Below are 12818 nucleotides of genomic sequence, written 5' to 3' on the forward strand. Positions count from 1 at the left end.
CCCGCAAGCGGGAAGGGGAAAGGCAGACTCAAGCCAGCTGGCAGATATCCAGGACGTTCATGTCGGTATAATCCTGGTTCTCGCCAGCCATCGCCCAGATGAACGCGTACGCCTTGGTGCCCGAACCCATGTGGATCGACCAGGGCGGGCTGATGACCGCTTCCTCGTTCGCCATGACGATGTGGCGGGTCGCCTCGCCCTCGCCCATGTAGTGGAACACGCGGTCCTTCTCGAGATCGTCGAGTTCGAAGTAGAAATAGATCTCGCTGCGACGCTCGTGGATATGCGGCGGCATCGTGTTCCACACCGAGCCGGGCTTCAGGACGGTCAGGCCCATCACCAGCTGCGCACTGTCGCAGATGCCGGGGATGACCATCTGGTAGATCGTCCGCTCGTTCGAGTCCTCGAGGCTGCCGCGCTCCAGCGTGGTCGCATCGCCGACCGAGATCACGCGCGTGGTGAACGCCTTGTGCGCCGGGCACGACGCCAGATAGAAGCGCGCGCCGTCGCCCGAGAACTGCACGTCCTTGGCGCCCATCGTCACGTACAGGCAGTCCTTGTTGCCGAGCGTGAAGGTCTCGCCGTCGACCGTGACGGTGCCGCTGACCTTGCCGACGTTGACGACCGCCAGCTCGCGGCGTTCGAGGAACGGATGACCCGCCGCCGATGCCGGCTCGGCCTGGTCAGGCAGCTTCACGGACCCGCTCGCAACGGCAACGCCGCCGATCACGAAACGCTCGGCATGCGTGTAGTTGAGCACGCATTCGCCGTCGCGGAACAGGTCCTGGATCAGGTAGCGGTCGCGCAGTTCGCCGTTGGAGACGCACTCCATCATGTCGGGATGCGTGGCGTAGTAGGTGCGGTCGTACATAATAAGCTCCGGTCAGGCCGCCTGAGCAGCGAAATGGGGTTCGTCGATACGGTAAGCACGGCGGACGAGGCCGCTCGTCAACTCGTGGGCAAGGTCAGCCGCTTCCCAGTCGGCAAGCCGGTGTTCCGCCACCAACCGCGCCAGGAACCTGCAGTCGATCCGCCGTGCGACGTCGTGTCGCGCCGGGATCGAAAGGAACGCCCGCGTGTCGTCGTTGAAGCCGACGGTGTTGTAGAATCCGGCGGTCTCGGTCGTCATCTCGCGGAACCGACGCATCCCCTCGGGACTGTCGTGGAACCACCAGGACGGGCCCAGCTTCAGGCACGGATAATGCCCGGCGAGCGGCGCCAATTCGCGCGCATAGGAACTCTCGTCGAGCGTGAAAAGAATGATCGACAGCTGCGTGCTGGTCCCGAACCGGTCGAGCAACGGCTTCAGCGCGTGCACGTAATCGGTCCGCGTCGGGATATCCGCCCCCTTGTCGCGGCCATGGCTCGCGAACAGCCCCGCATTGTGGTTGCGCGACGAGCCGGGATGGATCTGCATCACCATGTCGTCCTCGACAGACATCGCTGCCATCTCGGTAAGCATCTGCGCGCGGAAGAGTTCGGCGTCCGCCGGTGTCCAGTCCCCGCGCGTCACCTTGGCGAACAGCGCCTCGGCCTCGACGCTGGAAAGATTGGCGGTCGCCGCGGTCGGATGCCCATGGTCGGTCGCGGTCGCCCCCGACGCGCGGAAGTCGGCGCGGCGCTTGCGATGCGCGGCGAGATAGCCCTTCCAGTCATACACATCCTCGCCGGTCAGCTCCGCAAAGCGGGCCATCGCCGGCTTGAACGCCTCATGCTCGACGTCGATGACGCCGTCAGGGCGATAGGTCGTGACCACGCGTCCGTTCCAACCGGACTGGCGGATGCGCTTGTGCGCGGCGAGGTCATCATGCGCCCCCTCGGTGGTCGCGAGGAACTCAATCCCGAACCGGTCGAACAGTACGCGCGGGCGAAACGCGTCGGACGCCAGCTTCTCGCCGATAAGATCGAAATACCGGTCCGCGGTCGATGCTTGGAGCGCCACGTCGATCCCGAACACGTCGGCGAACACATGGTCGAGCCACAGCCGCGACGGCGTTCCCCGGAACAGCGTGTAATGCTCGGCGAACAGCTTCCACGCCGCCCGCGGATCGGTCGCGGGGGTGCCGTTCAGCCGCGGGATCGCCAGCGCATCGAGGTCGACGCCCTGACTGTAGAGCATCCGGTAGAGATAGTGATCGGGTGCGAGCAGCAGCGAAGTCGCGTCGGTCCAGTTGGCGTTGTCCGCGAACCAGGTCGGATCGGTATGCCCATGCGGGCTGACGATCGGCAACGCCGTCACCTCGGCATACAACGCCCGCGCGATCGCACGCGTCGCCGGTTCCGCCGGGAAAAGGCGGTCCGGATGCAGTTCCAGAGCCCTTGCCATCGTCCATCCTCCTTGCCGCTTGACGCGATCGTCGGCCGATTGGTAACCGGTGTCAGGAGCATGCGCAACCGCCATTCAACTATCGTCTCAAGCCTCGACGTCAGCGGGAGGGGAAACCGACGCGCGCCGAATCAGCGTCGAGAGGAACAGCGAAGGTTCCTCGACCAGATCGCTGCCATCGTCGGCTCCGGCGATCAACTTCAGCGCAGCGGAGCGTGCCATTGACGCGATCGGCCACCGCACCGTCGTCAGCGGCGGCCAGACATGCGCGGCGATCGGCGTGTCGTCGAACCCGATGATCGACAGGTCGCGCGGAATATCGAGCCCGCGTTGCCGCGCCGCATGGATGATCCCCGCCGCCATTTCATCGTTCGACGAGAAGATCGCGGTGGGTCGCGGCATGACGTCGAGCAACCGCTCCGCCGCCACCAGTCCCGACTCGAACGTGTAGTTACCGTCCGCGATCATGCTGCGAGGCAAGGCGATCCCGGCCGCAGCTAGCGCGTCCTCGAACCCCAATCGTCGCTCACGGGCCGACCGGAATCCGTGCGGCCCGGCGACTAGGCCTATCCGCCGATGCCCCTGCTCGATCAGATACTCGGTCGCTGTTCGCACCGCCTCACGATCGTTCGATGCGACCATGTGGTCGGTATCGTCGATCACCGCAGAGCCCATCCGGACGTACCGACAGCCGATCGATTCGCAGAGTTTCGCGACGGAATCATTCTCGCTGACCGGTGGCATCAACAGCACCCCGAACAGGCGCTGCCGTTCGAGAAAATGCCGAAGATCGTCGAGCATCGTTGCCGACCCACGATCGAGCGGGCGGACGACCATCTCGAATTCGGTCCCGTGCAACGCCTCCAGCATGCCCTGCTGCACGTTGAGCACGGTCTGCGCATTCGGGTTGTCGTGAACCAGGCCGATCAGGAAGTTCCGCCGCAGCGCTAGCGCCCGCGCCTGCGGATTGGGAATATAACCGAGCTCGGCGATGACATCCTCGACCCGCTTGCGCGTATCGTCGTTGAGGAGCGGCGACCGGTTGATGACGCGGCTCACGGTTTTCTTGGACACGGCCGCGATCCGCGCCACGTCGTTGATCGTTGGCTGACCGGTTTTCTGCATCGCGTGGGCATAGCTCGGTGATCGCGAGCCGACTAGTCACGCCCCACATTGAACGTCCATGACACGAGGACCCGCCAACGCGCTTGTCAATGACACCGGTTTCCCATACGCTCCGAGAAACGCAGATCACTGCGAATACATAGGAGGGGTTCTTGGTGGTACAGCCGGACACGACCGAGAATATCAGCCGCATTGCCCGGACGTTCGTCGAGGCACGCCGCGTCGGGACTTCCCTTGCGGAATTCCCGGGAAATGTTCCGACGACACTTGCCGAGGGGTACGCGGTACAGGACGAGGCGTTGCGCCTTGTCGAAGGTTTCATCGCCGGATGGAAAGTCGGCCGGATCAATCCGCCGCTCGACGGCGTCGACCGCCTGACCGGGCCGATCTTCGCGGACGAAGTCGCGTCGGCCGGGGTGGAACCGGTCGCGATGCCGGTCTTTGCGCAAGGTTTTGCTGCCGCCGAGGCTGAATTCCTGTTGCGGATCGGTACGGCGCCCGATCCCGCCAAGCTGCGCTATACGGTGGACGAGGCACGCGCGATGATCGACGCGGTGCATGTCGGAATTGAGATTGCCAGTTCGCCCTTCCCGGGCATCAACGCACTTGGTCCGACTGTCACGGTGTCCGATTTCGGCAACAATAATGGGCTAGTCGTGGGCGCGGATGCGGAAGGATGGCGCGAGGGTGACATCAATGACTGGCCCGTCGAACTGTGGATCAACGATGCCTTGATCGGGGCCGCTACGAGTGCGACGATGCTCGATGGACCGTTCGGCGCGGTACGCTATCTGCTCGAACACATGGCCGCACGCGGGATCGCGTTGTCGCCGGGACAATGGGTCTCGACCGGCGCGGTCACCGGCGTCCATCCGGTCGCGATCGGCGACCGGGTCGAGGCGCGCTTCGACGGACGGTTCGCCGTCCGCTGCACCATCAAGGCCCGCTAGAGGCTTCGTTTAGGAGAGAGGCCAATGGCGACCTTAAACATGCCGGAGGTAGGCTCAGCAGGTACTGCCGGGAGCGGCGACGCGGGCATAGGAGGCAAGATCGGGCGGTATCGCTGGCTGATCTGCAGCCTGTTGTTCGCCGCGACTGCGATAAACTATGTCGATCGCCAGATGATCGGCGTGTTGAAGCCAACGATTTCCGCCGAACTCGGCTGGAACGAGACGACCTATGCCGACGTGATCTTCTGGTTTCAGGCGGCCTATGCGATCGGCTATCTTAGCTTTGGCCGGATCGTCGACGTACTCGGCGCGCGGATCGGCTATTCGGTGGCGTTCGTTATCTGGACGCTCGGCCATACGCTGTGCGGGTTTGCGGGCAACGCGTTCCAGTTTTCCGCTGCACGCGTCGTGCTCGGCCTTGGCGAGGCGGGCAACTTTCCCGCGGGAATCAAGGCTGTCTCGGAGTGGTTCCCCGCCAAGGAGCGCGCGTTTGCGACCGGAGTGTTCAACGCGGGCGCCAATATCGGCGCGGTGATCACGCCGCTAATCGTGCCGATCATCACGATCGCGTTCGGCTGGCGGATGGCGTTCATCATCACCGGCGCAATCAGCCTGATCTGGCTGGTGGCGTGGATCACGATCTATCGTCGTCCGCGCGAAGTGGCGAAGCTGTCGCCCGCCGAACTCGCGCATATCGAGAGCGATCCAGCCGATCCGGCGAAGAAGATCGGCTGGCTAAAGCTGCTCGGTTACCGCGAGACCTGGGCGTATGCGCTGGGCAAGTTCCTGATCGATCCGATCTGGTGGCTCTTCCTGTTCTGGACGCCCGATTTCCTCGCCAAGACCTATCATCTCGATCTCAAAAGCTTCGGCCCGCCGCTAGTCGCGATCTACCTGCTGTCCGACGTCGGCAGCGTAGCCGGCGGCTGGTCGTCGTCGAAGCTGATGAAACGCGGCCATTCCGCCAATTTTGCGCGGAAGATCACGATGCTGGCCTGCGCATTCCTGGTTATGCCGATCTTCTTCGCGCAATATGTCGACAATCTCTGGCTCGCGGTCGGGATCGTCGGGTTGGCGACGGCGGCGCATCAGGCGTTTTCGGCGAACCTCTACACGATCCCGTCGGACATGTTCCCGCGCGGCGCGGTCGGTTCGGTGGTCGGGATCGGCGGCACGGTCGGTGCGATCGGCGGCATGATGATGGCCAAGTTCACCGGCTATGTCCTGCAGACGACGGGCAGCTACACGCTGATCTTCGCGGTCGCCGGCAGCACGTACCTGATTGCGATCGCCGTCGTGCATCTGCTCTCGCCGAGGCTGGCGCGAGTGGACGCAGGCTGAGGCTTGCCCCGGCCGCTGGTTCTCCCGCCTTCGCGGGAGAACCAGTTCTGGACGACGAACACCTAGCCAAATCGCTCAATGTCGATTGGCCCCAAGGAGAGAACAGTGAAGCGTTTCACCACAGCGTCCGTCCTCGCATTGGCAGTCGCCAGCATCACGCCCGCGGTCGCGCAGGACGCGACCGGGTTGCTGTTCCGCGCCTCGGCGGACAAATCCCTAACCGCAGACTACGCCACCGGCGACCCCGTCCCCAATTTCCGCAGCGGCGTCGACGTCACTCCGGATGGTGCGATCGGCGGCGCCGCGCACTGGGCGGATGACGGCTATGTGACGTGGAAAGCCCCCGGCAATATCCGCGCGGACCGCAGCACGCTCGCCTTCTTCTGGCGCGCCCGCACACCCGTCGGCGAAGCACCGTTCGTTATCTTCCGCACGGGGTTTGCCGACCATTCGAGCTGGGACATGGCGTTCCTGCGGATCGACTGGAACGGCCACGGCTTCGACGCCTTCGTCACCGACGCGAACCTCTCGCGCATCCGCGTCTCTTGGGCGATCCCCCAAGCCCCTGCCGCCGACGCCTGGTCGCACATCGCGTTCGCCTGGGACGAGACGGTCGGCGTGCAACTCTACTTGAACGGCAAGCTGGTCGCGCGGAAGGACCAGAAGGCGGACCTCGACAGCGGCCTCGACCAGTTCGGCCTCGCCGGGCGCGTCATGTCGCCGCACCAGGTCCAGAGCCGCTACAATTTCATGCGCGGATCCGATCTTGACGAAATCCGCGTCTACGACCGCATCCTCCCCGCCACTGACGTCGCAGCACTCGCTAACAAGCGCGAACCATCCCCCGCCCCCACACCCGACCCCACAGCAAAGCGCACCGCCTGGCTCCACCGCTACGGCTGGGACAAGACCGCGCCACCGGTGCTCGACGCCCCCGTCACCCGAGTCCGGAAAGTCGAGTTCGCCGACGCGAAAGACCTGAAGGAATGGATGTGGAAAGGCGTCGACGGGATCGCCGAGACGACATGGCCCGGTGTCTACAACCGCTCCCGCCTGCCCGGCCGCGACGATTATTTCGAGCTGCCCGACTGGAACACCTATGTCGAAGGCGGCAAGCGCTACGACCTGACGATCCCGCCGAACGAACGCGTCAACCGCGTCGAGATCCGCGGCGCCGCATACGGTCAGCTCGACTGGGGCGATGGAACCAAGACCACCCCGATCGCCACCCGCGCCCAAGGCATAGTCCGCAGCGTAAACCAGTTCGCCCCCCGCACCGGCGGCACGCTCAGCTTCACGAACACGATGCAGGAGCAGCCGATCCAGGAACTCTGGGCCTATGACGTCGGCGCAGGAGCAGTACCCGCCGGCAGCTTCAAGCTCTCCTACACCGTCGACGCCGCAGCCTCGCCCAACCTCGCCGCCCTCGCCCCCCTCAACGCCTATATCGCCGGCCGGTTCGCCCCGGACGAGCGCAGCACCGTCGTCGCCATGCCGTCCGCCGGCCTTAAAGCGGCCGTCGGCGCAGGCACCGGCGGCGCATCCGGCGCGCCCGTCCGCCGCGAGAATGCCGCCCCGATCGTCCACATCCTGATCCCGGCAAGCTTCGGCGACGCGCTTCCCGACCGCCCGCTCGCCCGAGCCTTCGATTACGGCTGGCAAAACCTCAACGACGGCCTCGACGGCATCGCCCTCGACATACCCGCGCTGAACGCCAAGCCCGACGCCGCCGGCCTGATCCCCCTGAACATCCGCGTTAAGGACCCGATCTGGCCGGGCCGCGACATGATCGACCTCTCCGTCTCGGTCCGCCCGAACGAAGCGCGCACGCTGTGGCTCGACCTGCGCGACCGCATCCTCCCCAACGACAGCCTCTATCTGACGATCGCCAGCGCTGCTCCCGACTTCGACGCCACCGCACTGAACGGCGCCAAGATCCGCCTTGTCTTCAAGCCCCGCGCCGCCGCCCTCACTGAACACATCCCCGACCGCCTTGCGCAGGTAAGAGACAATTGGGGCTTCCTCGTCGAGGAGCACACCGCGTCGAAGCGCGCCGGCCTCTACCAGCGCCTGTTCGCCGACATCTCCGACCTGCTACGCGTCGACCCCGACAATGCGCGCGCCCGCGCCTATTGGGCCGACATCAACTACCGCCCCGAAAACCTGCCCGCCTTCGTCCAGCCGATCGCGCCCGCCGGCGTCCCCCTATGGGCCTTCCGCCAGCTCGAAGACCTCAAGCGCGTCCGCCAGTTCGTCACTTGGTGGATCGACGAGCGCCAAGTCCCCTACGGCGATTTCGGCGGCGGTATTTCCGACGACACCGACCTGACGCAGCAATGGCCCGGCCTCGCGCTGATGGGTGTCGAGCCCGACAAGATCAACGCCTCGCTCCGCGCGCTTTCCGACGCGGTCTACAAGAACGGCATGATCGTGAACGGCCTCGGCTATATCACCGCCGACGAACTCCACGCGTATGAGGAGGGCCTCAACAGCAACGCCGAACGCCTGTACCTGAACTGGGGCGAACCCAAGGCGGTCGAGCGCCTGATGGACAACACGCGCGCCCTTCAGACCGTGATCCTCAAGAATCCAGCCGGCCACATGCACTTCGCCAGCAACTGGTATGGCGGGCGGAAAATGTACCGCGAGGGCGCGTGGGAATGGCAGAAGCCGTATGCCTTCACCGTCATGCACGGCCCGATGCTGGTCGGCCTTTACAATGCCAACCCGCTCGCGCGCGGTCTCGTCACCGGCGTGATCGACGGCTGGATGGCGCACGGCAAGCAATCGCCAGATGGCAGCTGGACCTATCCCAACGAGATCAACTGGCGCACCGATGCCGAGCGCGTCGGCGACGGCGGCGGCATCACCACGTCGTTGCAGGCAACCTGGGCCGCATGGCGCTACACCGGCGATGCGAAATACCTCCGCCCGATCGAGGCGCGCCTCGCCAAGGCCGGCCCCGGCGCGCTGGCCGAGTTCAACGAGAACGCCTTCGACGCGCTCCCCGGCGGTGCCGCAGCGCGCACCAAGCTGGCAGAGACCAAGTCTAACGACCCGTTCGCCCGCTACACCGCCTGGACCGCGACCGGCGATACCGCGCCGTTGGAAGCGCTTCACGCCGACGCGATCGCCGACAAGTCGCAGCACATGGACATGTACACCGAGGGCCATTGGTGGAGCGACCGCGTCGACCAGCCGAGCGACATCCTGCAACGCGAACGCCTCGGTGGCGTCGCGCTCCGCCGCAACCAGAGCTGGCCCGGCAACATGGTAAGCTGGCGCTTCGCCGAGCCGGGTGCGGCCGAGCGTGTCGCGATCCTGTTGCCGGGCGCGACGCCGACCAAGTTCCGCGTGATAGCCTACAACACCGCCGACCACCCCCAGCGTGCGACGATGTCGACCTGGACCGTCACCGCAGGCCGCTGGTCGATGCAGGCGTCGAGCAGCACCGACGGCGGCAAGACGCTCGCGCCGATCGGGGCTGCGCAGACCATGACACTCGAACGCAGCGCTAGCACCGAAGTCACGTTCGCACCCGGCACGACAGTGTTCGACTTCGCGTTGATCGAAGCCGGCGCACCGGTCGACGAGCGCGCCGATCTCGGCATCGGCACGGACGACGTGGCCGTGAAGGGTTGGAGCGTAACGGTCACCGTCCACAGCCTCGGCGCGAAGGACGCGAAAGGCGGCCGTGCGGAACTGGTCGACGCGACGGGGAAGATCGTCGCCACTGCGAGCATCCCCCCGCTACCCGCCCCGCTCGATCTGCAACCCAAAACCGTAACCGTGAAGCTGGCCATCCCCGCTCGCATCGACCCGGCAACGCTGACCGTCCACGTCGCGCTCACCGGAGACGAGCCCGAGATCACTCAAGGCAACAACCGCGTCCCGCTCCGATGATGAACCCGCGCACTCCAGTAATTCTTACACCCCCTCCCCAGTCCGTTCGTGCTGAGCGAAGTCGAAGCACCTTTTCTTCGGGCACACCCTTCGACTTCGCTCAGGGCGAACGGAGGTATGAGGAATGACTCCGGACCGCAGAAGCGTACTCGTTGGACTGGGAGCATCAGCCTTCCTTGCTACGAACGTGCGTGCCCAACCCACCCCGTCCCTGCGCCAAGCTCTCGACGCCGCCGCCGCGACCCACCCAGACGAAGCGCTTCGCGTGCTAGCCTCCTTCGACGCGAGCATCCTACAACCCGGTGACCGCCTCGACCTGACGACCGCCCGAGCGGGACTTGCGATCGACGCAGCCCTCGCGCGGTCCGCCTTTGGCCGCACCGGACGCAGCCCCTACCGCGTCACATCGACGACCGGCGCCTGGAAGGCGGCACGTCAGGATGAAGCGAAGATCGACGCGGACACCGCCTCGATCCTCGCCGACGCCGAATCGGGCATCATCCTGCCCCGCCTGTCTCTAGACCGCACGGTCGATGCGCTTCGATCCGCCTCCACGAGTTCCGCGATCGACCGACAGATCGCCGCGCTCGAAAGCTTCCGCGATGTCGCCCCCTCCCTCCCCGGCGTCGGCCGGTTCCGGGACGGCGCGGACTGGTACGCGCTGCAACTCCAACGCTCGCTCGGTACCATGACGCCAGCTTATGCCGAACGCCGACTCTTCGTCGAACTAAACCGCCTTCACGCCCGCGCTACGCACCTGTTCGACCAGATCGGGGCGCCGAAGGGCACCGTCGCGGCACGCTACGCAGAACTCTGGCGCGACGAACGCTTTCTCTACCCCGACACCGACGCGGGCCGGATCCAAGCCATCACCGACATGACCCGCGTTCTCGCCACCGCGCGAATCCATATCCCGAAGGCATTCGGCGAGCTCCCTCCCTGGTGCCTGAACGCCAGTGCCCGCGCGCTTTCCCCACAAGAGATCGCTGCCGGCCGAAATGGCTACCGCGAAGTCCCGACGCCAGCCCACCCCGGCGCCTATGTCGTCGATCTCAAGGACATCCGCCGTCGCCCCCGCTGGACGCTCCCCAGCGTCGTCGCGCACGAACTTCTCCCCGGCCACATGATCCAGCTCGGCCTGGAAGGCGCGAACCCGCCTCACCCCCTCCGCATCGGATACGCCTCTGCGTTCGTCGAAGGCTGGGGCATCTACGCCGAGCAGGTTGCCGAGCGGGCCGGCGCCTACTCCGATCCCCACGACGCACTCGGCCACATCCACTGGCTCCTGTTCCGCGTCGCCCGCGCGCTCGTCGATCTCGGTATCCACCTCCACGGCTGGTCGATCGAGCAAGCCCGCGAGCGCCTGATCGAATGGCAAGGCGAACCCGCCTACTTCGCGCCGTTCGACGTGGAGCTCGCCCGCATCCCAGTCGAACCAGCCACGCGCGTCGCTGAGGCGATGGCGTGGCTCACGATCGCCGATACCGCGCGAGGCAAATCCCCGGCCGCGTATCACACCGCGCTGCTCGCCCACGGTCGCAAGCGCACCGATGACATCCGAAAGACCCCATCATGACCTTGACCCGACGCGACGCCTTCACCACGCTCGGCGCAGCCGGCGCGTTGCTCGTCCCCGGACAGGCGCCCGCCAGAACTGCAGCCAAGACGCCCGCGCCCGACTGGCGCCGCGGTCTGGATAACCAGCGTATCGCCGATCTGGGCGACGGCCGCTTCCTGAACCCGGTGATGGCCGGCGACCGACCCGACCCCGCAATCCTGAGGGACGGGTCGGACTATTACATGACCTTCTCCAGTTTCGATTCCTATCCTGGGCTCGTCATCTGGCACTCGCGCGATCTAGTGAACTGGCAACCGATCGGCCCGGCCCTCACGCGCAACATCGGATCGGTCTGGGCGGTCAGCCTCGAGAAGCATGACGGCCGCTACTTCCTCTACATACCCGTGAAAGCCGAGCCGAATTCGATCTGGGTGATCCACGCCGATCGCATAGAAGGCCCGTGGAGCGATCCCGTCGATCTCGGCCTGCACAAGCATATCGACCCGTGCCACATCGTCGGCGAGGATGGCAGTCGCTGGCTCTTCCTCTCGGGCGGCGACTGTATCCGCCTCGCCGCCGACGGCCTGTCGACAGTCGGCGCGGTCGAGCACGTCTATGATCCGTGGCGCTATCCCGACGACTGGATCGTCGAGGGCTTCTCGCCGGAGGGCCCCAAGATCGTCCGCCACGGCGGCTGGTTCTACCTCATCACCGCGGTGGGCGGCACCGCCGGACCGCCGACCGGCCATATGGTGATCGCAGCGCGCTCCCGCTCGATCCATGGGCCGTGGCAGGATTGCCCAGCCAACCCGATCGTCCGCACCACCGACACCGCCGAACGCTGGTGGTCGCGGGGCCACGCCTCGCTCGTCGAAGGCCCGGCAGGCGACTGGTGGGCACTCTATCACGGGTTCGAGAACGGCTATTGGACGCTCGGTCGCCAGACGCTGCTTGATCCCGTGGAGTGGACCGCCGACGGCTGGTTCCGGATGACGGGTGGCGACCTGTCGAAGCCGCTTGCGAAACCGAAAGGTGGAACCGCGGTCCCGCACGGGCAAATGCTCTCGGACAATTTCGAAACACTCGCGCTCGGGACGAAATGGAGCTTCTTCCGCCCTGGCCCCGACGAGGCGAAACGCACGTCTGTCTCCGGCAAAACCCTGACGCTGACTGCGAGCGGTACTGCGCCGGTAGATTCCTCTCCGCTCCTGCTGATCGCAGGCGACACGCGCTACAAATTCGAATGCGACGTAGAGATCGATCCCGGCACCACCGCCGGATTGATCCTGTTCTACGACGACAAGCTCTATTGCGGGCTCGGCTTCGACGACGACCGGTTCGTCACTCACCAATACGGCGCCGAACGTGGCCGTCCCACGAACCCGCATGGCCGTTCGATGCGGATCCGCGTGACCAATGATCGGCATATCGTCACGTACGACACCAGCGGCGACGGCGGCCGGACCTGGCACCGGTTCGATCGCGGGATGGAGGTGTCGGGCTACCACCACAATGTTCGCGGCGGTTTCCTGATGCTGCGACCGGGACTGTACGCAGCGGGAAAAGGTGTAGCGCGCTTCCGAAATTTCCGGTTCTCTGCTATCTGATACTGGAT

The 12818-nt window shown here is 65.6% G+C and carries 8 protein-coding genes; 5 read left to right on the forward strand and 3 right to left on the reverse strand.

Going from position 1 to position 12818, the window contains the following annotated elements; genetic code table 11:
• Positions 1-28: 28 nt before the first annotated feature.
• The 3 genes from kduI to C8J42_RS09075 form a co-directional block, all read right to left on the reverse strand.
• Positions 29-871, reverse strand: a complete 843-nt coding sequence (gene kduI / locus C8J42_RS09065; RefSeq protein ID WP_133019725.1) for a 5-dehydro-4-deoxy-D-glucuronate isomerase — start codon at positions 869-871, stop codon at positions 29-31.
• A gap of 12 nt (positions 872-883) precedes the next feature.
• Complete coding sequence (uxaC, locus tag C8J42_RS09070) at positions 884-2326, reverse strand: glucuronate isomerase (RefSeq protein ID WP_133019726.1); 1443 nt, start codon at positions 2324-2326, stop codon at positions 884-886.
• An 87-nt stretch (positions 2327-2413) separates the two neighbouring features.
• Positions 2414-3451, reverse strand: a complete 1038-nt coding sequence (locus tag C8J42_RS09075; RefSeq protein ID WP_133019727.1) for a LacI family DNA-binding transcriptional regulator — start codon at positions 3449-3451, stop codon at positions 2414-2416.
• Between the two features lie 152 nt (positions 3452-3603).
• On the opposite strand from C8J42_RS09075, the gene C8J42_RS09080 reads away from it, so the two are divergent.
• The 5 genes from C8J42_RS09080 (at position 3604) to C8J42_RS09100 (ending at position 12810) form a co-directional block, all read left to right on the forward strand.
• Positions 3604-4401 carry a fumarylacetoacetate hydrolase family protein gene (locus tag C8J42_RS09080; protein WP_243644221.1) on the forward strand — a complete coding sequence of 266 codons (798 nt, stop codon included), beginning with the start codon at positions 3604-3606 and terminating at the stop codon, positions 4399-4401.
• Positions 4402-4425: 24 nt separating this feature from the next.
• Entirely contained in the window at positions 4426-5742 is a 1317-nt protein-coding gene (locus tag C8J42_RS09085; protein WP_133019728.1) for an MFS transporter, read from the forward strand.
• A gap of 78 nt (positions 5743-5820) precedes the next feature.
• On the forward strand, positions 5821-9645 hold the full coding sequence (locus C8J42_RS09090; RefSeq protein ID WP_133019729.1) for a LamG-like jellyroll fold domain-containing protein: 3825 nt from the start codon (positions 5821-5823) through the stop codon (positions 9643-9645).
• A 187-nt stretch (positions 9646-9832) separates the two neighbouring features.
• Positions 9833-11221 (forward strand): DUF885 family protein, encoded by a 1389-nt coding sequence (locus tag C8J42_RS09095; protein WP_165895462.1) that lies wholly within the window; start codon positions 9833-9835, stop codon positions 11219-11221.
• Positions 11218-12810, forward strand: a complete 1593-nt coding sequence (locus C8J42_RS09100) for a family 43 glycosylhydrolase (RefSeq protein ID WP_133019731.1) — start codon at positions 11218-11220, stop codon at positions 12808-12810. Before C8J42_RS09095 ends, C8J42_RS09100 begins: the two co-directional genes overlap by 4 nt.
• Positions 12811-12818 lie beyond the last annotated feature (8 nt).

This window comes from Sphingomonas sp. PP-CE-1A-559, from assembly GCF_004340965.1.
GTDB lineage: Bacteria > Pseudomonadota > Alphaproteobacteria > Sphingomonadales > Sphingomonadaceae > Sphingomonas.

What these genes read in the sequence shown, in the direction of transcription:
- C8J42_RS09090 (WP_133019729.1), top strand. Translation starts at nt 5,821, where the DNA reads ATGTCGATTGGCCCCAAGGAGAGAACAGTGAAGCGTTTCACCACAGCG.
- C8J42_RS09075 (WP_133019727.1), bottom strand. Translation starts at nt 3,451, where the DNA reads ATGCAGAAAACCGGTCAGCCAACGATCAACGACGTGGCGCGGATCGCG.
- C8J42_RS09085 (WP_133019728.1), top strand. Translation starts at nt 4,426, where the DNA reads ATGGCGACCTTAAACATGCCGGAGGTAGGCTCAGCAGGTACTGCCGGG.
- C8J42_RS09100 (WP_133019731.1), top strand. Translation starts at nt 11,218, where the DNA reads ATGACCTTGACCCGACGCGACGCCTTCACCACGCTCGGCGCAGCCGGC.
- uxaC (WP_133019726.1), bottom strand. Translation starts at nt 2,326, where the DNA reads ATGGCAAGGGCTCTGGAACTGCATCCGGACCGCCTTTTCCCGGCGGAA.
- kduI (WP_133019725.1), bottom strand. Translation starts at nt 871, where the DNA reads ATGTACGACCGCACCTACTACGCCACGCATCCCGACATGATGGAGTGC.